Source organism: Nonomuraea sp. NPDC049152, from assembly GCF_040648355.1.
In the GTDB taxonomy this organism is placed as follows: domain Bacteria; phylum Actinomycetota; class Actinomycetes; order Streptosporangiales; family Streptosporangiaceae; genus Nonomuraea.
Genome location: NZ_JBEZDO010000026.1, coordinates 14114 through 37072, shown reverse-complemented (window position 1 = coordinate 37072; position 22959 = coordinate 14114). Strand labels below are relative to the sequence as shown.

Below are 22959 nucleotides of genomic sequence, written 5' to 3'. Positions count from 1 at the left end.
GCGCGCTCCGCGCGTCTCGCTCCGGCCGGTCTTCCCAGAAGGCTCCCGCACCCTTCGAGCCCCGGTCGGAGCGGCCACGTGGGGCCGCGGTTCTCGAAGAATGGATCACCAGTTCACCGGGTTGGGGCCGGCCAGTTGGAGGGCAGGGTGTAGTGCCAGCCCGGTTGCCAGGCGGGCGGAGCTTGGAGCAGGTCTTCCAGAGACGCGTCGGTGAGCAGGCAGGCGAGGGCCCATCGGTTGGCAGAGTGGGCGATCACCAGGATTCGGGTGTCATCCCACCCGGTGGCCAGGTCGTGGAGAAGGCTGCTGGTGGCCATGAGGACCTGGCGGTAGCTCTGGCCGCCGGGGAACGGCTCGTCGATGTGCTGGGCGCGGCGGGCGGCGATGAGGGAGGTCGGACTTCCGTTGAGGTCGCCGTAGTCGCACTCCCGGAGCCGGGTGTCCTGGTGGATGGGGGGCCTGCCGTCCGGGAACGCGATCTGGGCCGTGTGGACGGCGCGGTCCAGGTCGGAGACGAACACCGCCGCGAAGCCGCCGGCGCGCCGGCGCTCGCCCAGTTCCCCGGCCTGGCGGCGGCCCAGGCCGGAGAGCCGACCGGGGAGCCAGCCGGTGGCGATGCCATCCTCGTTGTCGGTGGTGGTGGCGTGTGTCTCGTAGACGATCTCTACGGCCATCGTGGACTCCCAGGATCAGTTGTTCGGATCCAGCGTCACGATCGCATGATCAGAACACCACTCGGTGAAGTTCCCGGTCACAGCGCTAGACCGAGTAGAGGTCATGCAGGTCGAAGGCGCGGGCCCCCGATATCTCCTGGTCGAATCCCACTCCGCCGTACAGGGAGAGGACGGTGTCTCGCACGTCGTACTTCGCGGCGAGAAGGTCACGTGCGTGAGCCAGCCGGTCGGCGTGGCCCTGGTTCATCCGGGTACCCCACTTCACCTCGCCCAGGGACAGGATCCTTCGCGGCTTTCCCGGCTCTGTCGCCGCGAAGACCACCACGTCCACCTCGATCTGGGTGCGGCGCGCGGTGTCGGCGACCACTCCCGCGGCGACCTCGCCCGGCAGTTCGCCGAAGAGCGACTCCGTTCTCGCGAAGTCACGCCACATGTCCTCGAAGTGCGGCCCCACGACCTGGCCCTTGAACCTCGTGCGTGCGTCCTGCCAGACCGCGGCGGCCCTGCCGCTCTCGAGCAGCGACCATTGGGGGCGCATGACCACCTGGTAGAAGCTGATCAGGGGCTCGCACACGCGGTACACGGATCGGCCCGGACGGAAGGCGTCGACTTCGCGACGCAGCAGGCACCTGTCCTCCAGGACGTTGAGATGGTGGCCGATGTCAGCGGCCTTGCGCCCGATGTAGCCCGCGATGCCGCCCCGGGTCGCGTTGCCGTTCGCCACGGCGGCGAGCACCGAATGGTAGAGGGCGGTGTCGCGGACGTCCGCCGCCGCGTGCACCAGTACGGCCAGCCGTGGGTCGTCGAGGCGCCAGTACTTCGCGGCGAGCGGGTAGTCGAAGGGGCGCACCACGAGTTCGAGGGACGCTCGGCCACGAAGAGGGGCGCTTCCTGCCGGCAATCCCCCATGACTGACATCGCGGAACCACACAACAGGAGCGAGACGGGAGCCTCCCTGGAGACCGCCCGATCGATCTCGCGCTGGATGATCGACGGAAGAGCGGGGGAGACCCCGCCCGCTCGGCGAATGCCGACAGATGGTGCCGCTCGAAGTCTCTGGCGAAGACGCGCTCCGGCTTGGGGATCACGCTTCCTCAAAAGGTAGGACTGTACTTCGGCGAAGCGTACTTCGGTCTTGTTGTGAAGGCGGCATGATCACTCGATGACCTGGATTGACACTGTGGGACACGGGTTCATCACAAGTGTCGTTTGTCGCCCTTTTCGCGTGTGTCGCAGGTGCTTGAAACCTTAAGATCTCCTCTTGGCCTTCTGTGAGATCGGAGTGTGCGGTGGCTCGATGGCGGAGCGCTTTAGCAGTCGGATCGGTGGGACTGGTGGCGGGCGTGTGCGTGGTCCTGCCGTCCACTCCGGCGTCGGCCGCGCCGGCTGACCTGGTCATCGACTACGACTGCTACAACGTCGGGAATGCCTCGATCGCCAAGTACACGCCGGTCAGGCTGCGGACCCGGCTGAGGTTCGCAACGGACCTCGTCGTCGACGGCGGGCTCGACCTGAAGTGGTCACTCGAATACAAGGACGCGAGCCGGTTCACCTCCCCCGGCTTCTACGCCGGTGGCGCGCAGATGTACGTCATGGGCAACGTGCAGATCACCGGAAGCTGGCAGGGCATCCTCCAGCCGACGGGCGCGACCAAGATCGATGAGTCGCTCCAACTGGACAAGCCGCTGGCGCTGCCTGCCGGTATCTCGGACCCTGGGCTGATCACCCGGTCTGGTGTCATCAAAATCGAGCCGAAGGACATCGTGGTCGACTTCGCGCCGCCCAACGGCGAGGCGAACGTCAACGACGGGAACGACGCGGACAATCCGCGCGATCACGTGATCAACTACAGTCCCGGATGGGCGCCGATCATCAATCGGCCTGGCTCCGAGCACCACATCCACAACGACTACCACGAGACCTCCACCCAGTACGACTGGGCAGAGCTGCGGTTTATCGGGACCGGTGTGCAGTACATCGGCCCGCGTGACCACGAAGGCGGTCCCGTCTCGATCGAGATCGACGGTGTGAAGCGGGGCACGGTGGATCCCTCGCGTAACAGCGAAGACGATCCAGTCAACGAGGTCCACAGCGGGGGCCATGTTCTCTGGGAGTCGCCTCTGCTGCCGTATGGCGAGCACAAGATCAAGATCACAAATGACACCACGAAGAAGGCCTGGCTCGACGCCTTCCGGGTGACCACCAACAACTCCAAGGTGCCTACGGACTTTCACCGGGCCAGTTGCAAGATCGTGAGTGCTCCGGTGTCGGTCGAAGTGACGGTCAAGGACAAGCCGGGCTCGTCGCCGAGCGTCACGCCCACGACGCCATCGGCCTCGCCGTCCGCCACTCCCAGCAAGTCGCCGAGTTCCACGCCGTCGAGCAGTCAGCCCGGCCAGAACAACAACGGCAACAGCAATCACAACAGCGACCAGACCGGGGCCGACAGGCTCGTGATTGTTCAGGGCAACGTGACTAGCACGCCCACCGCCACGCCCAAGCCGTCGGCGGGGCCGACCGCGACCAACTACGTCGCGGCACAGGTGAAGAAGACACCCTTCGGCGGCGTGCCCTCCGGCGAGGCGCCCCAGGCTTCTCAGCAGCCATACGCACTGCTGGCAGGTGGGTCCGTGCTGCTTCTCGGGAGCGCGGCGGGCGGAATCGTCATGAGACGGCGGCGCGCCGCGCACGCCGGGAACCGACGTTAGAGGGAGGGGCGGATCATGACCGAGCAGAAGTCGCTGCTGAACAGGGCCCTTCCTGGGCTGCTGATCGCTGGGTCGCTTGGCGGCGTGGCGGCCATCATGTCGGGTCTGCTGGCCTTCATCACGCCGGTGGACGACGGATCTGACGGCGGGGTCCCAATGGCCCAGCCCGGTCAGGGCGGGGAGACGGTTGGCCTGTACAACGTGGCTAACTCGTTCGTCCTGCCGACCGTCGGGCCTGGCGGACCCAACAAGCCACTGGCGCCCGCCGTGCTGACCGCGCCCCCGCCCGCTCCCGCCGGTGCGGTCGTGGCGCCGATCAAGGCCAGCGTCAAGGCCAAGCCGACGCGCATCCGCATCCCCAACATCCAGGTGAACGCGCCGATCGGTGCGGTGACCGTCGACGCCAAGGGCGAGCTGGGGGCGCCGCCGTTGACCAAGCCGAACCTCACCGGGTGGTACCGCTTCAGCCCCGTGCCCGGCGAGAAGGGCCCGGCGATCATCAACGGGCACGTGACGACGAAGAGCGGTGCCGCGGTGTTCAGGCGGCTCAAGGAACTGGCCAAGGGCGACCAGATCTACGTGTACAGGACCGACGGCAAGGTCACCCGCTTCACGGTCAGTGGGATCGAGCAGGTGAAGAAGTCGGCGTTCCCCACCAAGCGCGTGTACGGCAACACGGACAACTCCCAGCTGCGGTTGATCACATGCGGTGGGATGGTCGGCAGCAACGGCCACTACGAGGACAACGTCGTCGTCTACGCGACCCTGTCAAAGAAAAAGGGGTAACGGCAGGGAAATTTGTGCCGATTTTTGGCAGTTTCAAGACGATTCACAGACACAGTTCGTAGGATCTCTACCGAACCGTGACCATGGCCTGTAATCCTGTTACGCCAGTTGTAAATGGTCGCCTGCTGTTGGAACGGAGAGAGACAGTGCTGAAGTCCGTGGCGCGGCGCCGCCTCGCCCTGAAGACCTCTGCCCTGGGGCTAGCGGGAACGCTGGCTCTCTTCGTCGGATCGATCGTCGGCCTGGCGACACCGGCCGAAGCCTCGACGGCAGCCGCTGTGGACAAGACGATGACGATCCCCTTCAACTGCACGGGCGGTCCTTTCGCCGGCGCCGACACGGTGCAGGTCAAGATCACCATGCCCGACAATGTCGCGACCGGCGCAAGTGTCCCCATCAAGTGGGAGTTCGTCACCGCGAAGGCGACCCAGGCTCTCGCCGCCCAGTCGAAGATCGCGATTGAGGCCGATCTCGACGTGACCGGCGTGAGCGCCACCGGTACAACGGGGACCGAGCCGGTCTGGGATCAGGAAGTCACGCTGAGCACCCAGGTGCCGAGTGGGACGTCTGCCTCGATTCCCGCGAAGACGGTGAACGGCGCGCTCACCACGGGCGCCACGTCCGTCGTCGCCAAGCCCCTTGCGAGTCAGGCGAGCCTCTACCTGGTCGTGACACCGAGCGGTGGGACGCCGTTGCCGGAGACCAGCTGCACCGCGGGTACGGCCACCCCGGCGAGCTTGACCGCCACGGTCGGCGGGACCGGCGGCGGCACCGGCACGGAGGACATCGTCACCTACAGGTGCACGGGCCCGGGCACCGCGGACACTCAGAACGTGCAGATCAAGGTCGAGCTGACCATGCCCACCACAGCCAAGGCGAACGAGCAGTTCAGCATCGGGTGGAAGGGCACCTACGTGTCCGGCCAGGAGCTGAAGGCGCCGACCACAGGCACCCTGAGCCCGAAGATCTTCCCCTATGCCACACTCACCGGGATCACTAACCTGACCTCGGCCACCGGAGAGGGCACCACCGGAACCATCACAGCGGGCCAGATCATTCCGCTGCCCACCACCGCCGTCAGTATGAAGACCACGTCCACGAGCGCGGGCACGGCGACGGTGAAGCCAGGAAACGTCAACTTCGGATCCAACGCGGCCAGCGGAACGGACCCCGCGATCCGGTGCGAAGTGCAGAACGCGGCCAACCTCAAGACCTACCCGCTCACCGTTGGCGCGGGGACGGGTACGTCGACGTCGCCTTCGCCCACTCCGTCGAACACCTCGGCCAGCCCCAAGCCGACCCGTACCGTCACCGCGACCGTCACCCAGACGCCCGTCGGGGGCAACGGCAAGGTGACCAAGACGCCGAAGGGTGCCGCCGAGACCGGTGGTGGTGGCGAGCTGGGTCCTGACGGGCGGATGTTCGTGGTCACCGGTTCGCTGATCGTGCTGGCCGCCGCCGTGGGCGGGTTGGTGCTGCGTCGCCGTACCGCGTCTCGGGGTTGACCCGGTGAGCGGACAGTATCCCGAGCCGTACGACGATCGTGGCAGCCAGATCCTGCGGTCCACGCTGATCTTCGCGGCGGTGGCGGGGGTGCTGACCGTGGTCGTCGGGCTGGTGTTCATGCTGATGAGCCCCGAGGAGTACGGCTTGGCGGAGGGGCGGCAGTCGCTGTCGCTGTCGAGCCAGCCCGACGCGATCAAGCAGGGCGAGCCGAAGCAGGCGTTGTTCGAGGCGCCGCCGACGGTGCCGCCGCCGCTGCCGCAGGTGGTTCCGGCGCCGCCGATGCAGCCGTCGAACCCGATCAGGCTGGTCGTCAAGCGGCTCGGCATCAACGCGCCCGTCACGTCGGTGGGCGTGGACAAGAGGGGCGCGATCCAGACGCCGCCGATCGACAACCCGAACCTCGTCGGCTGGTACCGGCACGGGTCCACGGCGGGCGAGGCGGGTCCCGCGGTCATGCTGGGGCACAAGGACACGCGCACCAGGAGCGCGGTGTTCAGCAGGCTCGGCGAGATCCGCAACGGCGACGTCATCGAGGTGAAGCGGCGCGACGGCACGACGGCGGTGTTCACCGTGGGCGGGGTCGAGCAGGCGGGGAAGACGACGTTCCCGACGCAGCGTGTGTACGGTGACCAGGCCAACGCCCAGCTGCACCTGATCACCTGTGGCGGCATCTACAACCGCTCCACGGGCCACTACACCGACAACATCATCGTCTACGCGACGATGACGAGCTCCCACCGCTCCTAGGCGGGCGGGTCAGAGGCGTTCGGCGAGGATACGCAGGTCGTCGACGCGGAGCACGCGGGCGGGAGCGGCACCGGGCAGCGGGACGTGCAGCGGTTCGAGCCAGCGGGCGGGGATCGCGTCCATCCCGTGGACGGCGCCGGCGAGCCCACTGGTGACCGCTGCGACGGTGTCGGTGTCGCCGCCCACGTCGACGGCCGCGCGCAGGGCCTCGTCGTACGACGAGGTGGTGCGCACCGCCCACACCGCCGAGCCGAGGCACGGCCAGACGGCGCCGTTGAACTCGGTGGCCTGGTCGGGACGCCAGCCGGGTGCGAGGACGACCGCGTAGCGCTCTCGCTCGCCCGGGTCGACGTGGGAGAGGATCTCGGGCACCGCGGCGAGAGGGTCGTCGCCGTCCAGCGCGATCCGCACCAGGTCGTGGAAGATCGCGGTTCCTTCCCATGCCGCGGGGTCGCCGTGGGTGAGAGCGGCGATGCGCCTGGCGGCTTCCATGGTGGCGGCACGGCCCACACCCGCGAAGTGGACGGCGGTCGTGGTGGCCCGCATCAGCGAGCCGTTGCCCGCCGCTCGCCCGTCTCCCAGCCTCCGCCGGGGCGCATCTCCCCGCCGCCGCCAGGGAACGCGGCGGAGAACGCGCCCGCCGGTCCGAACTCGTACGGCGCCCCCAGCGCGTCGCCGACAGCCGATCCGACGACCGCGCCCACGGCCCGCCGTACCCGATCCATACTCGTCCTCCCTCTCGACATCTCGCTCCTTTCTACCCGCCGATAAGCGGGTTGCGGGGGTTCGGGGGAGCACCTAATGTCTTGGACATGCGCCTTTACCAGTAATGCGCGGGGCTGACCTGATCAGCCGACCGCCACTCAGCAGTCAGACCTCGTCCGTTCAGACGCGGCAGCTGAGCTTGCCCGACCGGCCATCTCCGTGATGCGGCCGCGTCGCAAGTCGCGTAAAGGAGCATTCTCATGCGTGTTCGTTCAGGCAAGAAGAAGCACGGCACCGCCCTGCCAGGCAGGGAGATGCCGCAGATTCCTCAACAGATGCCCAAGATGCCGCAGCGGCCCATCGCGCCGCCGCGCCGCATCCCGCCCAAGGGGCGGTAGGTGGGCAGTGCGCCGCTCCCCGCCTCCCGGGGAGCGGCGCACGACCTTTTCTGGGCCGGCGATCCGCCGGTAACGCCCGAATGCGAGGCGGCGCTCGCCGATCGCGGTCGGCGTGGCCGCGCCGGGGTGTCGTGATCACGTCGTCGGCGGATTGAGCGACGGGGCGCCGGGCCGGTCAGGATTGCGTGGGAAGCCCGCCAGAGTCCCGCTGACCGGCCCGGCGGGTCTGTCAGAGGCGCTCGATGATCGTGACGTTGGCCTGGCCGCCGCCCTCGCACATCGTCTGCAGGCCGTACCGGCCGCCGGTGCGCTCGAGTTCGTGCAGCAGCTTGGTCATCAGGATCGCGCCGGTGCCGCCCAGGGGGTGGCCGAGGGCGATCGCGCCGCCGTTCGGGTTGACCTTGGCGGGGTCGGCGCCGAGCTCGCGCATCCACGCCAGCGGCACGGGCGCGAACGCCTCGTTGATCTCGGTGACGTCGATGTCGTCGATCGACATGCCCGCCTTCCGCAGCGCCTTCTGGGTGGCGGGGATGGGCGCGGTGAGCATGTAGACGGGGTCGTCGCCGGTGAGGGCGAGCTGGTGGATGCGGGCCCTCGGGGTCAGACCGTGATCGCGTACGGCCTGCTCGGAGGCGATGAGGAGCGCGCCCGAGCCATCGGAGATCTGCGACGAGGTGGCCGCGGTGATCACGCCGCCGTCCTTCAGCGTCTTGAGCCCCGCCATCTTCTCCAGCGTGGTGTCGGCCCGCGGGCCCTCGTCGTCCTCGACGCCGTTGACGGGGACGATCTGGTCCTTGAAGTAGCCGTTGGCGATGGCCTTGGCGGCTCGCTGGTGCGACTCGAAGGCGTACTTCTCCAGTTCCTCGCGGGTGAGGCCCCACTTCTCGCACATCAGCTCGGCGCCGCGGAACTGGGAGATCTCCTGCTTGCCGTATCGCTCGACCCACATGTCGCCGAACGGGAACGGCATGCCCTTCTCCAGCGCGGCTGTGATCGACGAGCCCATCGGGACGACGCTCATCGACTCGACGCCCGCCGCCACCACCAGGTCCTGGGTGCCGGACAGCACGCCCTGGGCGGCGAAGTGGATCGACTGCTGCGACGAACCGCACTGGCGGTCGATGGTGACGCCCGCCGTGGTCTCCGGCAGTCCGGCGCTCAGCCACGCGTTGCGGGCGATGTCCATGCTCTGGGGGCCGAACTGCATGACGCAGCCCATGATGACGTCCTCGACCGCGGCGGGGTCGACGCCCGTCCTGTCGATGAGCTCCTTCAGCGTGAGCGCGGCCAGGTCGGTGGGGTGGACGGTGGAAAGGCCGCCCTTCTTCTTACCGACGGGGGTGCGGACCGCCCCGACGATGTATGCCTCTGCCACTGTGCCTCCCGGGTCGAAACCGAGCAACATTCGGTCAGTGAGAGGTTACAGCAGAACCTTGCTCTGTGCCCGTGCCGGTCGCCTCGACGGGAGGTCGGCCCCCTCAGGTCCGCGATCGCGCGCGCCGCCGCACGGAAAGACGCCGCCGCCCGGGACGGGCGGCGGCGCGAGGGAGCTACTTGATGGAGCCGGCGGTCAGGCCGCCGACGACCTTGCGCTCGATCAGCGCGAACAGGATGATCACCGGGATGGTGGCGATCACCGAGCCGGCGAACAGGTTCTGCCAGTCCACCGAGTACTGCCCGATGAAGGAGTTCAGCGCCACCGTCAGCGGCTGGTTCTCCGGGCTGGTCGTCAGCGTCAGCGCGACCACGAACTCGTTCCACGCGGCGATGAACGTGAAGATCAGCGCCGTGATCACGCCGGGCATCGCCAGCGGCAGCGTGATCCTGAACAGCGCGCCGAAGCGCCCGTTCCCGTCCATGAACGCCGCCTCCTCCAGCTCCCTCGGGATGGAGGCGAAGTACGCGTTGAGGATCCACACCGCGAACGCCAGGTTGAACCCGCCGTTGACCAGGATCAGCGACCACGTCGAGTCCACCAGCCCGAACTGGAAGAACTCCCGGTAGATGCCGACGAGCATCGCGGTCGGCTGGAACATCTGGGTGATCAGCACCAGGATCAGGAACGCCGTGCGCCCCCTGAAGTTGTGCCTGGCCGAGTAGTACGCCGCGGGCAGCGCCACCAGCAGCACGAGCAGGGTCGAGCCCCCCGCCACCTTCAGCGTCACGAGCAGGTTGTCGGCCAGTCCGCCGGTCCAGAAGTTCAGCAGGTTCGACCACTCGAACGACGTCGGGAAGTACGCCGCCTCCCGCAGACTGCTCTGCGGGCGCAGCGCGGTGAGCAGCATGACCAGGTAGGGGAACAGGAAGATGAACGCGATCACATAGGCGGAGGCCGCGACGACCACCTTCTTGACCGACGGCATGGGGCTGCCCGTGACGGTACGGGAGTGGGCCATCACGCCACCTCCTGCTTCCACTTGGAGATCTTGAGGAAGATGGCGGTGAGGATGATCACCATGCCGAAGTTCACCACGGACATCGCCGCGGACTCGCCGATGTTCGAGCCCTTGAGGATGAACATGAAGATCGTCGAGGTCGCGGTGGAATAGCCGGGCTGGCCATGGGTCATCGACCAGATGATCGGGAAGCTGTTGAAGACGTTCATCACGTTGATGAGCGCGGCGACGGTCAGCGCGGGACGCAGCAGCGGCAGCGTGATCGACCAGTACGTCCTGAACTTGGAGGCGCCGTCCATCTTGGCCGCCTCGTAGACGTCCGAAGGGATCGTGGCCAGACCGGCCAGCAGCGCGTAGGTGGTGAACGGCACGGACACGAACACCGCCACGAAGATCAGCCAGGGGAACGCCGTGGCGGCCTGGCCGAGCTGGTCGGCGTCGGCGCCGCCCATCGCGGGGATCAGCCCGAGGTCACGCCTGATCAGGTTGATGATGCCGACCTCGGGGTCGAGCATCCACTTGAAGATGATCGACGTCATGAGCACCGAGGCGGCCCACGGCGCGATGAGCGCCCACCGGGCGATCTTGCGTCCGGGGAATCTCTGGTTGAACAGCTGTGCCAGCGCCAGCGAGATGAGCACGGTGAACCCGACGACCGCCACCACCCAGACGAGGCTGCGGAACATCACGGGCCAGAAGTCGGTCTCGGCGAAGAGTTTGTCGTAGTTCTTGGTGCCGTTCCCGCCCCGGACGACGCCGAACCGGCTGACTTCCAGGAACGACGTCCGAACCATCTCGATGACCGGCCAGAGGACGACCAGGGCGATCAGCACCACCGCCGGCCCGACCCAAGCCAGGGGCTCCAGGACGCGCAACCTTTTCATGAAAAACCTTCCATGTGGGTACGGCCGGCGCGGGGAAGCGCCGGCCGTACCGACCCCAGAGGATCAGCTGCCCTCGGCGACCTTCTGGATGTCGCCGAGCACCTTCGCCGGGTCGTCCTTGACGGCCCCGCCGACCGTCTGCTTGATCGTCGTGTTCACCTCGGACCACTTGGGGTCCTTGAAGGGGTAGAAGCTGGCGTTGGGCAGCGCGTCGAGGAAGGGCTTGAGCTTCTCGTCACCCGACAGCTTCTGGATGCCGCCGTTGGTGACGGGCAGCAGCTTGTAGTTGTCGACGATCTTCTGGGTGGCGTCGCCGGTGTAGAAGAAGTCGAAGAACTTCTTGATCTCGGCGGCGTGGCCGTTCTTGTTGAACGCCATGATCCAGTCCATGACGCCGAGGGTGGTGTCGAGCGGGCCGGTCTTGCCGGCGATCGGGGCGACGGCGTACTTGCCGCTCACGGCGCCCTTGTCGAAGATCGGGATGGACATGGGGCCGCCGTTGACCATGCCGACCTTGCCCGCGGCGAAGTCCTCCCAGACCGTCTTGCGGTCCTTGGTGCCCGGGTTGGGGGTGGTGAGGCCCGCGTCGACCAGGCCCTTGACGTACTGGAACGCCTCGACGTTCGCCGGGGAGTTGACCGTCCACTTGCCGGAGGCGTCGGTGTAGCCGCCGCCGTTGCCCAGCATCCACAGGAAGGACTCGGCCTGCGCCTCCTCCTGGCCGAGCGGGAGGCCGAACGGCTGGCTGACGCCCGCGGCCTTCAGCTTCTCGGCCGCGGCCTTGAGCTCGTCCCACGTCTTCGGCGGCTCGGCGATGCCGGCCTTCTCGAACAGCTCCTTGTTGTAGAAGAGCGCGCGGGCCGAGGAGACGAACGGGATGCCGTACGCGGTGCCGTCGACCTTCCCGAAGTCGGCGAACTTGGTGAGCATGTCCTTCGACACTTCGGGCGAGAGGACTTCGTCGGTCTTGTAGAGCAGCTGGTCCTTGACGAAACCGGAGTAGTCGCCGGTCTGCAGGATGTCGGGCACCTGGCCGTTCTGGACCATGGTGGCGACCTGCTTGTCGATGTCGTTCCAGGAGATGACCTGGACGTCGACCTTGATGTTGGGGTTGGCCGCCTGGAACTGGTCGACGACCGACTTCCAGAACTTCGTGCCCGCGTTGTCCGCAGTCGGGTTGTCGCCGTAGTCGGCCGCGACCATCTTCAGCGTGACCGGGCCGCCGGCCTGTCCGGTGGAGTCGCCGCCCGCCGCAGGCTGGGAGCCGCCCCCGCACGCGGACAGGACCAGCATGGTGGCAAGGCCGAGAGCGGCGCCGCCCACAAGCTTGATGTTCACCGTAGATACCGCCTTCTCATCGGACGGGTGCGCTGGTCCGTACCAGCCACCTGACACCGCCCAGGGTATTGGGGTGTGCGCGAGCCAGGGCTCCACGCGTTTGCGTCAGAGTAAGCCTCTGTTCCGCAGCCGGTCTATACCGGTTGGTATCGGTTTGACAACACCGAGACGGTCAAATCGCCCTAACCGGTCTAGACCGCATGTGTCACGTACGGCATTGTGACGAGCATGCTGCACGATTTTGAGCGAAACAAGCGTTCTGGCGTTACTTATCAAGCACCGAGATGCCGCCGCACGTCCTCGTCGCCGGACGGCGCGGCGATCCACGGGCCGTCGATGGACGGATCGAGCACGCCCTCCTCCACGAAGGTGTACCGGCCCTCGAGCAGATACCGCGCCACCCTGACGTCCTGCGCGTCCGTGTTCCGCCACAGCCGGTCGAACAGCGCGTCGACCCTGTCGCTCGCCTGGCGGCAGAACGCGTCGGCCAGCTCCACCGGACGGCGGCCCAGATCCCGCGAGTCCTCGTCCGCCCGCACGCAGATCGCGGTCATCGCGAACAGCTCGGCGCCGATGTCGACGACCCTTCCGAGGAAGGCCTGCTTGTGCTCCAGGCCGCCCTGCCACCTGGACATCGCGTAGAAGGTGGACCTGGCCAGCTTGCGACTGCTGCGCTCCACGTGCCGCAGGTGCTGGGCCAGCGGGCCGAAGTCGGCGTAGGAGACGGGCAGCGTGCCGTGGCCCACTATCAGGCCGGGCAGCCATCTGGCGTAGAAGGCGCCGGCGCGTTTCACCGCCTTCGCCCTGTCCTGCCGGGACGCGTCGGGATCGATCAGCTCGCCCGCGACCGAGAGGTGCGCGTCCACGGCCTCGCGCGCGATCAGCAGCCGCATGATCTCCGACGAGCCCTCGAAGATCCGGTTGATGCGCAGGTCCCTGAGGATCTGCTCGGCCGGCACGCCCCTCTCACCCCTTGCGGCCAGCGACTCGGCCGTCTCGTAGCCGCGCCCACCCCTGATCTGGACCAGTTCGTCGCCCACCCGCCACGCCATCTCGGTGGCGAACAGCTTGGCCAGCGCGGCCTCGATCCTGATGTCGTTCGACTCGTCGTCGGCCATCCTGCTCGACAGGTCCGTGACCGCTTCCAGCGCGTAGGCGGTCGCGGCGATGAAGGCCAGCTTGGTCGCGACCGCCTCGTGCTCGCCGATCCTGCGCCCCCACTGCACCCGCGCGCCGCACCACTCGCGCGCGATCTTCACCGCCCACTTGGCGTTGCCCGCACAGGTGGCGGGAAGAGACAGGCGACCCGTGTTCAGCGTGGTGAGCGCGATCTTCAACCCTTCGCCTTCGCGGCCGATCCTGTTCCCTGCGGGGACGCGGACGCCGTCGAACCTCGTCACGCCGTTCTCGATGCCGCGCAGGCCCATGAAAGCGTTGCGTCGCTGGACGGTGATGCCGGGCGAGTTCGCCTCGACGACGAACGCGCTGATCTTCTTTCCCGTCCGTGCCATGACGACCAGCAGATCGGCGAGCACGCCGTTCGTCGTCCACAGCTTGACGCCGTCGAGCACGTACTCGTCGCCGTCAAGGGTCGCGGTCGTCGACAGCCGCGCCGGATCGGACCCCACGTCAGGCTCGGTCAGCAGGAACGCCGAGATCTCCCCGCGCGCGCAGCGCGGCAGGAACTCCCGCTTCTGCTCCTCGGTGCCGAACAGCCGCAGCGGCTGCGGCACCCCGATCGACTGGTGCGCCGACAGCAACGCCGACAGCGCCGGAGAATAGGAGCCGACCAGCATGAGCGCGCGGCTGTAGTAGAGATGGGACAGGCCGAGGCCGCCGTACTCCTCCTCGATCGTGATCCCGAACGCGCCCAGGTCCGCCAGCCCCCTGATCACCGGATCCGGTATCACCGCCGTCCGCTCGATCTCCGCGGGATCCACCTTCCTGTCGAGGAAGCGCCGCAGGGCTCGGACGAACTCCTCGCCCTTCTTGGTGGCGGTTTCGTCGACCGCGGGAATCGGGTGCACCAGATCGAGCCTGAAATCCCCGAGGAAGAGCTGCTTGCCGAAACTCGGCCGCTCCCACTCGGCCTGCCTGGCCTGCTCCGCGACCTCTCGCGCCTGCGCGTACTCGGTCATGACGGCCGCCCATCTCCGACTAACGCTTTCTTCGGATTCTGATCCCCACCCCTACCCCTGACCACCCCCGATCTCCGGCCACTGATCTCCCATCCAAAACTCAAGAGAGCGGCCCGCCCCACTCCCCGCCCTTCTCCGCAGTCAGTGACCGAATACGCGGGGCGCGTTCACCCGGGGCGACCGCGGGTGCGCGGTGCGGTCTTCAGGAGGTCCGCGGGCGGTGCGGTCTATAGGAGGAGCGCGGGTGCGCGGTGCGGTCTTCAGGAGGTCCGCGGGCGGTGCGGTCTTCAGGAGGTGCGGGGCCGCGATGTTGGTGAAGGTGGCCGGAGGCGCGGGGTGCGGTCCTTCGGGGTCCGTACGGCAAGCCCGGTCAAGCCCACCCTCGGCGCGGGCCGGCGTCCCTCCAGGGAGACGGTCAACGAGCGTGCGGGGCTGGGGTGGCAGACGACAGGGTCGTTGGCGTGGCGGCTTCGGCGCACCGGTAGCGCTGGGCCCGGCGTCAGGGGGAGGGGCCGGGTTTTACGGGCGACGTGACGGCGACCGGCCGGAGTCCTGCTGGAGCACGCGTGAAAGACGGACGGCCACCGAGTGACCCCGGTGGCCGTGGTGTGGCTTGCCGTACAGGAAGGTGGTGTGGCTTGCCGCACAGGAAGAACGTGTCCTGCACGGAGAGCTCGCCCACGAAGATCCTGTCGGATGCGACGATCTTGCCCAGAGGAAAGGCTTGCCTACGAGGGCACGCGGGCGACGCAGAAGACCGTCTGCCCGAAGGGCGGGCGGATGAAGCGTTCGATCAGGCGGGTCGCGGGCACCACGGTCCTGTCGTAGATCTTGACCAGGCGCGGGTCGGGGTAGCCGACGCCGCCGCGGCGGACGGCCGCCCACCAGGCGATGCCGCCCAGGAAGTTGATCGGCTTCAGCACGTCGACGTCGAGCCCCGCCTTGGCGACCGAGCTGCGCAGGGTCTTCGGCGTGTAGCGCTGGACGTGGCCGACCTTCTTGTCGAAGTCTCCGTAGAGCTGCATGTAGCCCGGCACCCAGATGATGATCCGGCCACCCGGCTTGACGACGCGGGCCAGCGAGCGCAGCGCCTCCGCGTCCTCCTCGATGTGCTCGAGGACGTTCATCATCACGACGGTGTCGACCTTCTCCTCCATCGGAACGGGTTCCGGGAGCGCGAAGTGCAGCACGTCGATCTCAGACCGGTCGGCGAAGCGCTTGCGCAGTTGCTCCACGCAGTAGGGGTCGAAGTCGCTCACCACGAGCCGGTCGAGCCGTGGCAGGAACTGCTCGGCGAAGTGGCCGAGACCGGAACCGATCTCGAGCATCGAGCGGCCGACGTGAGGGGCGACCATGTCGAACTCGTACTGCCTGTAGTTCTTCGCCTCGTCGCCGCCGAGGTGGTTCTCCAGAGCCTCGTCTCCGGCGGCAGGCTGGACCACACGGTCGTACCCAGATGACATAGTCCGTTCCTCCATGGAAAGCCGATCCGCCAGAGTCTAGTGCCCGGCCACAACAAGGAATCACGTTCTGGACGGATGCCGCATTCGTGCGATGGAATCTTTCCTTATATATGGACGACGACGAGGCGATTGCCCGCTCCCTCGGCGGCGACCTTGCCGCCTACGAGGTGCTGGTCGCCCGCTACAGCGCGCTCGCCCACCGCACCGCCGCCATGCTCGGCGCGGGCGACGAGGCCGAGGACGTCGTGCAGGAAGCGTTCGTGAAGGCGTTCAGGCACCTGGGCGGCTTCAGGAAGGACTCGCCGTTCCGTCCGTGGCTGCTGCGGATCGTCGCCAACGAGACGCACAACCTGACCCGTTCCCGCGGGCGCAGGTCGGAGCTGACGCTGCGGGTCGGGGCGGTCACCCCGACCCAGGCGCCCGACGATCCCGAGGGTACGGCGATCGCCGACGACCGCAGGGCGCGGCTGCTGGCCGCGGTGCGGGAGCTGCCTGATCGGGAACGGGAAGCCGTGGTCTGCAGGTACTTCTTGCAGTTGTCGGAACAGGAGACGGCGCAGGTGCTCGACTGGCCGGTCGGCACGGTCAAGTCCAGGACGCATCGCGGTCTGGCCAGGCTGAGGGAGGAGGTGGAACGTGACCTCGCCTGACGACGACGGTCTTGAGGCCGAGCTCATGGCGCTCGCCGAGGTCCTCGACGTGCCCGCCGCCCCGCCGCCCGCCGACGTCGCGGCCGCCGTAAGGGCCCGCCTCGAACAAGCCGCCCCCGACCCCAGCCGCCGGCGGCCCGGGCCCGCGCGGCGGCGGAGGTGGGGGAGGTCCAGGTGGGGGCTGGTGGCGGCCATCGTGGTCGCGGTCGTCGCGCTCACCGCTGCCACCCCGCAGGGCAGGGCGGCCGTCGTCCACATCCTGCGCCTGGCCGGGATCGAGCTGCGCGTCGGCGAGAACGGCACGCCGCCCGCGTCCCCCTTGCCCCTCCCAGGGGAGCGGACCGTCACCCTCGACGCCGCCCGGCACATGGTGAGATTCCCTGTGAAGGTGCCTGCCGAGCTGGGCGCCCCCGACCGCGTCACCGTCAGCGACGGTTCCAGGATCGTCTCCCTGTTCTGGGCCGACGGGGTCAGGATCGACCAGTTCGAGGGACTCGCGCCCTACTTCGTCAAGCAGCTCCGTGAACCATGGCCCGACAACGTCGGCGTCGACGGCGCCGAAGGCTGGTGGATCGACCGTGAGCACACGATCAGCCGTGTCGACAGGGAGGACGGCACCGAGCTGCCCCTGCGCCTGTCGGGCCCGACGCTCGTCTGGTTCGACGGCGAGGTGGCCGTCAGGCTCGAAGGAGTGAAGGACAAGCGGCGGGCGCTGGAGATCGCCGCCTCACTCCGGTGAGCCGAGCCAGTCGTCCACGCCCTTCAGCAGCTCCTTGCGCACCGGCTCGGGCGCGGTCGACGACCTGATCGACTGCCTGGCCAGCTCCGCCAGCTCCGCGTCGGAGAACCCGTAGACCTCGCGAGCCAGCTCGTACTGCGCCAGCAGCCGAGCGCCGAACAGCAGCGGGTCGTCGGCGCCCAGCGCGATCGGCACGCCGGCCTCGAACAGCCGCCGCAGCGGCACCTCTGACGCGTCCGCGACCACCCCGAGCCCCACGTTCGACGTCGGGCACACCTCGCAGCAGATCTGCCTGTCGGCCAGCCGTTCCATGAGCCGCTGCGACTCCGCCGCCCGCACGCCGTGGCCCACCCTGTCGGCGCCGAGGTCGTGGACGCACTCCTCGACGCTCTCGGGGCCCAGCAACTCGCCCCCGTGCGGGACGGCCAGCAGTCCCGCGCGCTTGGCGATCCTGAACGCGTGGTCGAAGTCGCGCGCCCGCCCGCGCCGCTCGTCGTTCGACAGGCCGAACCCGACCACGCCCCTGTCCCTGTATTGGGTGGCGAGCCTGGCCAGCGTCCTGGCGTCGAGCGGGTGCCTGGTCCTGTTGGCCGCCACGACCGTGGCGATGCCGATCTTCGCCTCCGCCGCGGCCTTGTCGACGGCGTCGAGCATGAGCTCGAGCGTCGCGGTCAGCCCGCCGAACCTGGAGGCGAACCCCGAAGGGTCGACCTGGATCTCCAGCCAGCCCGAACCCTCCGCCGCCTCGTCCTGCGCCGCCTCGCGCACCAGGCGGTAGATGTCCTCTTCGCGGCGCAGTACCGACCTGGCGATGTCGTAGAGGCGCTGGAACCTGAACCAGCCCCGCTCGTCCGTCGCGTGGAGCTGGGGCGGCCAGTCCTCTTCCAGCGCGTCGGGCAGGTGCAGGCCCTGCTCCCTGGCCAGCTCGATCAGCGTCGAATGCCGCATCGACCCGGTGAAGTGCAGGTGGAGATGAGCCTTGGGCAGTGAGGCGAGGGGACGTGCCATTTCCATATGGTGCCACTCAACCCGCCGGGGGGTTGACGCGTTGGGAGGGGCGAAAGGGGACCTCGCTGATGAAGGAAGAAGATGAGGCGGCTTTCGACGAATTCCTGGCCGCCCGAAGCACGTCTCTGTTACGCACCGCGATCCTCGTCTGCGGCGCGACGCAGCACGACGCGGAGGACCTCGTCCAGCACGCGCTGGAGAAGGTCTACCGGCACTGGCCGCGCATCAGGCACGACAACCCCGACGCGTATGCGCGCAGGACCGTGGTGAACGCGGCGATCTCGGCTGCGCGCCGCCGCAAGGTCATCCAGGAGATCACGTTCTCCAGGCCGCCCGAGACCGAGGCCAGGACGCCCGATCTCGACCTGCGCGACGCGCTCGTCGCCGAACTGCGGAAGTTGCCCGCGCGCATGCGGGCCGTCCTGGTGCTGCGCTACTGGGAGGACATGAGCGAACACGCGACGGCCCAGGCGCTCGGCTGCTCGCTCGGCACGGTCAAGAGTCAGGCGGCGCGGGGGCTCGCCAGAATCCGCACGAACATCAAGGAAGGAGCGCTCGTATGAAGGTGGAAGAGGCCCTCGCGGATGCCATGGCCGCGAACGTGGCAGAGGTCAAGGCGCCGCCCACGATGGGCGCCGGCGTGCGCAGGAGGCACCGCGCCCACGTCATCAGGTTCCGTACGGCGGGCGCCGCGCTGGCCACCGCGGTCCTGGCCGCGGGCGTGCCCGTCTACCTGGCGGCGACCTCGGGGCCCGAGTCCGCCGGCGTGGCGAACGGCACGTCGACCGTGCGGGTGGTGACCAAGGTGACCGTCCCCGACGTGACGAACAAGACACTGGCGGAGGCACAGGCGGCACTGCAGGCGGTCGGTCTCGTGGGCGAGAAGGCGACGGGGTACGAGGGCGTATTCGGGCAGGAGCCCAAGCCGGGCGAGGAAGTGGAGACGGGTTCCACCGTCAGGCTGTTCCTGGTGGAGAAGCTGCCCAACGCGCTCGGCGACCTGGGCGACGGCCGCACGTTCGGCGGTATCACGCTCGGTTACCTGCCCGAAGGGCTGGTGTGGGGCAAGTGGTCGAACAAGTGGAGCACCGAGAAGGCGTATGGCGGAGGCATGGTCTACACGACCACCTTCGACACGCCAGGCGCCCCGAGCGGTCACTACGACATCCAGGTCTACGTCCACGAGGGAAAGGCGAGCACGAAGGTCGAGAACGACCTGGAGCGCGACGGTGTGGAGATCGTCGAGTTCGGGGACGAGCGGGCCTATCTCGCCAACGTCGGCGAGGGGGGCGAGTTCGGGCAGCTGGGCGCGCAGGAGGGCAGCGAGCCCGCCACCCCCACCCTCGGCCTCAAGCTGACCGACGACCTCGCCGTCGAGGTGGCGATGAGCCCTGACAGGGCGGAGAGGCTCGGAACGGAGGCGGTCGCCGCCGAGCTGAAGAAGATCGCCGAAGGCGTGCGCGCCGCGAAGTGACCACCGAGGGGAAGGTGGGCACTAAGGAGGTATGGCGCCTGACGAGTTAGTCGCCGTCCGGGGCGAGGGATGGCGGGCCGCGCTCGCCCTCGCCGCCCTGGCGGCGACCGTTTTGACCATCTACGCCATCTTCTCTTCGGGTTTCGGGCGCGTCACGTCATCCGTCGACACCTCCTCGCCCACGATCGCCACCCCCGCTCCGCCGACCCCGACCCCCACCACGCCCGGCATCACGGTCGTCGCCGACAACTTCTGGCTCACCTACCTGCCGCCAGGGCTCACCCGCACCGGCGGCGGCGCCGTCCGGCCCGAGCCGGGCGTGGAGGGTGGCTGGGCCCGCTACGCCTCGGGCTCCACGTTCGTCGAGGTCCAGGTCGAGCACGGCACCGTCGCGGCCGACTGGGACACCTACCGGCAGCGCGCCACCGTCACCTCGCCCCGCGAGACCACCATCCGCGGCAGGCCGGCCCTCGTCGGCGGGCATCCGAGCGGCGGCATGGTGATCGTGTGGCTGGAGCGCACGGGCACGGGCGCGTGGATCCGCGTCAGCGACACCCTCCGCGAGTCCCTCATCCCGCTGGCGGCCTCCGTCCAGTCGCCCGTCTGATCTCTCGGGCAACCCTTCCGCGGGCCCAGGCGTACATAGAGGACATGGAGACCATCGAGTGACCGCGTTCGCCGAGTACGTGGCGGCGCGGGGCACCAGCCTCTTACGGCTCGCGCACCTGGCCTGCGGGTCACGCGAGGAGGCGGAGGACGTCCTGCAGACCGCGCTGGAGCGCGCCTACCGCAACTGGAACCGCCTCCGGCAGGACGCCGACCCCGAGCCGTATGTCAGGCGCATCATCGTCAACACCGCGATCAGCCGCGCCCGTCGCCGCGCCATCCTGCGCATCATCCCGACCGGCGCGCTCCCCGAGGTGCCCGTCGCGGGCCCCGACTCGGGCGTCGAGCTGCGGCAGGTGCTCGCCGACGGGCTGCGTCTACTGCCGCCCAGGCAGCGCGCGGTCGTGGTGCTGCGCTTCTGGGAGGACCTGTCCGAGGCGCAGACCGCCGAGACACTCGGGTGCTCTGTCGGCACGGTCAAGAGCCAGACCGCCAAGGCGCTGGCCAAACTACGCGGTCTGATCGTCGTGGAGGAGGTGTCAAGCGATGTTTGAGAGCGAGCTGCGGCAAGCGATGGCCGAGGACAGCGCGCATCTCGCCGCCGCATCCGACCTCGTGGACCAGGTGGTACTGCTCTCGCGGCGGCGGCGCCGTACACGCCACAGGGTCGTGGCGGTGGTGGCCGCGGTGGCGCTGGCGCTCGCCGGATGGGTGCTGGTTCCCCGGGACGAGCAGCAGGTGGCCACCACGCCCAGCACCACCGGCAGCCTCGACGACGTCGAGGTCCGCCACGTGCCCGCAGGGCTGGGCAAGCCGGTGCAGGGCTCGTCGGGCGACGGCGCGCTGCTGGCCGGCACGCTCACCTGGAGCTCGGGCGACGACCTCGTTCGGGTGAGCAGGTACGGCAGGACCGGCGACCCCGACACGCGGGGGCTGATGGTCGGAACGACGTGGACGTCCATACGGGGCAGGACCGCCAGGATCTCCGACGACGGCAGGGACCTGCTCTGGGCCGAACGGCCGGGACTGCTGCTCAGGGTGACGGTCGGTGCCAACCATATCGACGAGGTGCGGACGATCGCCGAGGAACTCCTGATGACCGATCCCACGGGACCAGCGGGCGGTGTCGTGGAGGGTATGCGCGTCTCCTACCTTCCGCCCCGCGTCCACCTGGCGGGCGTCATGAAGAGGAGCGACGGGGAGACGGCGAAGACGTGGACCGGCGCGGGCGACAGGCGGATCACGCTGATCAGCGTAAGAGGCGAGCACGCGGCCTCGCTGGACGAGCTCGCCGCCTGGAGCGCGGGTGAGTGGGGCAACGGGACGCGGACGACCGTCAACGGGAAGCCGGGCTACCGGGACGGGCCAGGAAGCCTGATGGTCGGCCATGGCCGGCTGTGGCTGCAGAAGCCGGGGCTGGGCCTCGTGCTCAAGGTGAGCGACAACCTGGTGCCCGAGATCGACCGTATTCTCGCGGGGATCACCCCCATGATCTCCACCCCGGGACTTCCGGAGAGCTTCGAGGGCCTCACCGTCACCCACCTGCCGCCGGGACTCACGAGGACGGGCGACGCCGGCATGGACGGCCTCGGCAAGTGGTGGAACAGGGACGGCAGCTCGGTCATGGTCGAGGTGGTCAGGGGCGAGCGGGCGCGCACCCTGAACAACCTCGCCGACGTCTCCTGGGACACGAGCGAGCGCTTCACCCGCCTCAAGAAGACGACCGTGGGGAGCTTCCCCGCCCTGGTGAGCGACGTCGTGACCGGCGAGGGCGGGCCCAGGAGCCGGATGGTGCTGTGGACGGTCAGGCCCGGGTACGGCGTGCGGGTCCAGGTGAGCGACGACCTGGTCAACGACCTCATGGCCGTGGCGCGGGGCATCCGCGTGGCCGAGGTGAAGCAGCGCGGCGATCAGGAGTTGGACGGCATCGGGATCGACACGCTCGGCATGACGCGCGCGTCTACCACAGCGGGTCTCGAAGAGGACTCGAGCGTCACCACGGGGGTGTGGCGTTCGGGAGGCGACGAGCTTCGCGTCGAGGTCCACAGGGGCCGCCTCGACGCGGGGGACTGGGTGAAGGACCGACTCGGCGTGCGCGTCGCCGGCGTCACGGAGGTCGGCCCAGGGGACAGGATCCGCGCGGTCGTGCCAGGTGGCAGGCGCGAGGTGTGGCGGGTCGACTGGGGGCTGGCCGTCGTCGTGACCGCGAGCCGCGACATCGATCGGGTGACGAAGAGCCTGCGGGTGACGGAGGTCAGATCCGAGCCTCGCGTGCCCCAGCGCGACCCGAGCGTGAAACCGGTCAACGGGACCACCTGCGACGCCCGGTCGGCCACGCTGCCGCCCTCGGGCGAGGCGCTGTCCGAGCGGCAGGCCGTCCGAGGGGTCTGGTTCATCGGACGGCCCGAAGGGGCGCCCATGGCGGAGTCGTTCCCTTTGGGGGAGTCGTTCTCCGCCTTCGACGGGCTGGTCACGAAGGGACGGGTCTACGGCTACACCTGGATCAGAACCGGCACGTCAGACCGCCTGACGGTCGGCGTGGTGTGCGGGGTCCGGACGCTGGACGGCATGGTGAAGGGGGCCGAGCCCGCCGTCCTGCGCGGCAGACCGGCCATCACCTGGTCACGCGGCGACTACACCTACGCCATGTGGCTGGAACGGCCGGGTGTGGCGGTGTTCGGCGGCGGCAACAGCGAAGAGGGGTTGCCGCAGCTGGACGTGTGGTGATCACGGGAAGGG

At 68.7% G+C, this 22959-nt stretch carries 23 protein-coding genes; 12 read left to right on the top strand and 11 right to left on the bottom strand.

All coding sequences use genetic code 11. The features are described from left to right. Positions 1-113 precede the first annotated feature (113 nt). The gene (locus AB0B45_RS36590) at positions 114-674 is read right to left on the bottom strand and encodes a histidine phosphatase family protein (RefSeq protein ID WP_358140304.1); all 561 of its coding nucleotides are present in this window, start codon (positions 672-674) and stop codon (positions 114-116) included. An 85-nt stretch (positions 675-759) separates the two neighbouring features. After that, positions 760-1527, bottom strand: a complete 768-nt coding sequence (locus tag AB0B45_RS36585; RefSeq protein WP_358140302.1) for a hypothetical protein — start codon at positions 1525-1527, stop codon at positions 760-762. 496 nt (positions 1528-2023) lie between these two features. Between AB0B45_RS36585 and AB0B45_RS36580 the strand changes: the two genes are divergently transcribed. From AB0B45_RS36580 to AB0B45_RS36565, 4 genes are all read left to right on the top strand, one after another. Further along, complete coding sequence (locus tag AB0B45_RS36580) at positions 2024-3382, top strand: hypothetical protein (RefSeq protein WP_358140299.1); 1359 nt, start codon at positions 2024-2026, stop codon at positions 3380-3382. A 15-nt stretch (positions 3383-3397) separates the two neighbouring features. Next, on the top strand, positions 3398-4168 hold the full coding sequence (locus AB0B45_RS36575) for a class F sortase (protein WP_358140296.1): 771 nt from the start codon (positions 3398-3400) through the stop codon (positions 4166-4168). Between the two features lie 146 nt (positions 4169-4314). Continuing rightward, entirely contained in the window at positions 4315-5673 is a 1359-nt protein-coding gene (locus AB0B45_RS36570; RefSeq protein WP_358140293.1) for a hypothetical protein, read from the top strand. A 4-nt stretch (positions 5674-5677) separates the two neighbouring features. Continuing rightward, a complete protein-coding gene (locus AB0B45_RS36565) occupies positions 5678-6421 on the top strand; it encodes a class F sortase (protein WP_358140290.1) in 744 nt (247 codons plus the stop codon). A gap of 9 nt (positions 6422-6430) precedes the next feature. Here AB0B45_RS36565 and AB0B45_RS36560 read toward each other — a convergent pair whose 3' ends face one another. After that, a complete protein-coding gene (locus AB0B45_RS36560; protein ID WP_358140545.1) occupies positions 6431-7003 on the bottom strand; it encodes an ADP-ribosylglycohydrolase family protein in 573 nt (190 codons plus the stop codon). Continuing rightward, complete coding sequence (locus AB0B45_RS36555) at positions 6967-7146, bottom strand: ADP-ribosylglycohydrolase family protein (RefSeq protein WP_358140542.1); 180 nt, start codon at positions 7144-7146, stop codon at positions 6967-6969. The genes AB0B45_RS36560 and AB0B45_RS36555 overlap by 37 nt, the downstream gene beginning before the upstream one ends. Before the next feature lie 240 nt (positions 7147-7386). Between AB0B45_RS36555 and AB0B45_RS36550 the strand changes: the two genes are divergently transcribed. Continuing rightward, positions 7387-7524 (top strand): hypothetical protein, encoded by a 138-nt coding sequence (locus tag AB0B45_RS36550; protein ID WP_358140287.1) that lies wholly within the window; start codon positions 7387-7389, stop codon positions 7522-7524. 229 nt (positions 7525-7753) lie between these two features. On the opposite strand, the gene AB0B45_RS36545 is transcribed toward AB0B45_RS36550, so the two are convergent. The 6 genes from AB0B45_RS36545 to AB0B45_RS36520 all read right to left on the bottom strand — a co-directional run bounded on the left by AB0B45_RS36545 (position 7754) and on the right by AB0B45_RS36520 (position 15743). Then, a complete protein-coding gene (locus AB0B45_RS36545) occupies positions 7754-8899 on the bottom strand; it encodes an acetyl-CoA C-acetyltransferase (RefSeq protein ID WP_358140285.1) in 1146 nt (381 codons plus the stop codon). 175 nt (positions 8900-9074) lie between these two features. Continuing rightward, a complete protein-coding gene (locus AB0B45_RS36540; protein WP_358140282.1) occupies positions 9075-9920 on the bottom strand; it encodes a carbohydrate ABC transporter permease in 846 nt (281 codons plus the stop codon). Beyond that, complete coding sequence (locus AB0B45_RS36535; RefSeq protein WP_358140279.1) at positions 9920-10804, bottom strand: sugar ABC transporter permease; 885 nt, start codon at positions 10802-10804, stop codon at positions 9920-9922. Before AB0B45_RS36535 ends, AB0B45_RS36540 begins: the two co-directional genes overlap by 1 nt. Before the next feature lie 63 nt (positions 10805-10867). After that, positions 10868-12142, bottom strand: coding sequence for an extracellular solute-binding protein (locus AB0B45_RS36530; RefSeq protein ID WP_358140276.1), 1275 nt, complete (start codon positions 12140-12142; stop codon positions 10868-10870). Between the two features lie 272 nt (positions 12143-12414). Next, entirely contained in the window at positions 12415-14280 is a 1866-nt protein-coding gene (locus tag AB0B45_RS36525; RefSeq protein WP_358140274.1) for an acyl-CoA dehydrogenase family protein, read from the bottom strand. 728 nt (positions 14281-15008) lie between these two features. Next, a complete protein-coding gene (locus AB0B45_RS36520) occupies positions 15009-15743 on the bottom strand; it encodes a class I SAM-dependent methyltransferase (protein WP_358140271.1) in 735 nt (244 codons plus the stop codon). Between the two features lie 110 nt (positions 15744-15853). On the opposite strand from AB0B45_RS36520, the gene AB0B45_RS36515 reads away from it, so the two are divergent. Continuing rightward, entirely contained in the window at positions 15854-16393 is a 540-nt protein-coding gene (locus AB0B45_RS36515) for an RNA polymerase sigma factor (RefSeq protein ID WP_358140268.1), read from the top strand. Further along, on the top strand, positions 16380-17132 hold the full coding sequence (locus tag AB0B45_RS36510) for a hypothetical protein (protein ID WP_358140265.1): 753 nt from the start codon (positions 16380-16382) through the stop codon (positions 17130-17132). The genes AB0B45_RS36515 and AB0B45_RS36510 overlap by 14 nt, the downstream gene beginning before the upstream one ends. Here the strand turns inward: AB0B45_RS36510 and AB0B45_RS36505 are convergent. After that, a complete protein-coding gene (locus AB0B45_RS36505) occupies positions 17121-18146 on the bottom strand; it encodes an adenosine deaminase (RefSeq protein WP_358140262.1) in 1026 nt (341 codons plus the stop codon). The two genes, AB0B45_RS36510 and AB0B45_RS36505, sit on opposite strands and share 12 nt — an antisense overlap. Before the next feature lie 62 nt (positions 18147-18208). Here AB0B45_RS36505 and AB0B45_RS36500 point away from each other — a divergent pair, with 62 nt between their 5' ends. The 5 genes from AB0B45_RS36500 to AB0B45_RS36480 are packed head-to-tail and all read left to right on the top strand — an operon-like array spanning position 18209 to position 22947. Then, positions 18209-18703, top strand: coding sequence for a SigE family RNA polymerase sigma factor (locus tag AB0B45_RS36500; RefSeq protein WP_358140259.1), 495 nt, complete (start codon positions 18209-18211; stop codon positions 18701-18703). Beyond that, positions 18700-19614, top strand: a complete 915-nt coding sequence (locus AB0B45_RS36495) for a PASTA domain-containing protein (protein ID WP_358140255.1) — start codon at positions 18700-18702, stop codon at positions 19612-19614. The genes AB0B45_RS36500 and AB0B45_RS36495 overlap by 4 nt, the downstream gene beginning before the upstream one ends. Before the next feature lie 31 nt (positions 19615-19645). Beyond that, positions 19646-20221, top strand: coding sequence for a hypothetical protein (locus AB0B45_RS36490; RefSeq protein ID WP_358140252.1), 576 nt, complete (start codon positions 19646-19648; stop codon positions 20219-20221). A gap of 58 nt (positions 20222-20279) precedes the next feature. Beyond that, positions 20280-20774 carry a SigE family RNA polymerase sigma factor gene (locus AB0B45_RS36485; RefSeq protein WP_358140250.1) on the top strand — a complete coding sequence of 165 codons (495 nt, stop codon included), beginning with the start codon at positions 20280-20282 and terminating at the stop codon, positions 20772-20774. Continuing rightward, positions 20767-22947 carry a hypothetical protein gene (locus AB0B45_RS36480; RefSeq protein ID WP_358140247.1) on the top strand — a complete coding sequence of 727 codons (2181 nt, stop codon included), beginning with the start codon at positions 20767-20769 and terminating at the stop codon, positions 22945-22947. Before AB0B45_RS36485 ends, AB0B45_RS36480 begins: the two co-directional genes overlap by 8 nt. Positions 22948-22959: the final 12 nt, after the last annotated feature.

Coding starts and splice junctions, on each gene's coding strand:
- AB0B45_RS36590 (WP_358140304.1), bottom strand. CDS start 674: ATGGCCGTAGAGATCGTCTACGAGACACACGCCACCACCACCGACAAC.
- AB0B45_RS36575 (WP_358140296.1), top strand. CDS start 3,398: ATGACCGAGCAGAAGTCGCTGCTGAACAGGGCCCTTCCTGGGCTGCTG.
- AB0B45_RS36555 (WP_358140542.1), bottom strand. CDS start 7,146: ATGGATCGGGTACGGCGGGCCGTGGGCGCGGTCGTCGGATCGGCTGTC.
- AB0B45_RS36550 (WP_358140287.1), top strand. CDS start 7,387: ATGCGTGTTCGTTCAGGCAAGAAGAAGCACGGCACCGCCCTGCCAGGC.
- AB0B45_RS36540 (WP_358140282.1), bottom strand. CDS start 9,920: ATGGCCCACTCCCGTACCGTCACGGGCAGCCCCATGCCGTCGGTCAAG.
- AB0B45_RS36535 (WP_358140279.1), bottom strand. CDS start 10,804: ATGAAAAGGTTGCGCGTCCTGGAGCCCCTGGCTTGGGTCGGGCCGGCG.
- AB0B45_RS36525 (WP_358140274.1), bottom strand. CDS start 14,280: ATGACCGAGTACGCGCAGGCGCGAGAGGTCGCGGAGCAGGCCAGGCAG.
- AB0B45_RS36520 (WP_358140271.1), bottom strand. CDS start 15,743: ATGTCATCTGGGTACGACCGTGTGGTCCAGCCTGCCGCCGGAGACGAG.
- AB0B45_RS36515 (WP_358140268.1), top strand. CDS start 15,854: ATGGACGACGACGAGGCGATTGCCCGCTCCCTCGGCGGCGACCTTGCC.
- AB0B45_RS36505 (WP_358140262.1), bottom strand. CDS start 18,146: ATGGAAATGGCACGTCCCCTCGCCTCACTGCCCAAGGCTCATCTCCAC.
- AB0B45_RS36500 (WP_358140259.1), top strand. CDS start 18,209: ATGAAGGAAGAAGATGAGGCGGCTTTCGACGAATTCCTGGCCGCCCGA.
- AB0B45_RS36495 (WP_358140255.1), top strand. CDS start 18,700: ATGAAGGTGGAAGAGGCCCTCGCGGATGCCATGGCCGCGAACGTGGCA.
- AB0B45_RS36490 (WP_358140252.1), top strand. CDS start 19,646: ATGGCGCCTGACGAGTTAGTCGCCGTCCGGGGCGAGGGATGGCGGGCC.
- AB0B45_RS36480 (WP_358140247.1), top strand. CDS start 20,767: ATGTTTGAGAGCGAGCTGCGGCAAGCGATGGCCGAGGACAGCGCGCAT.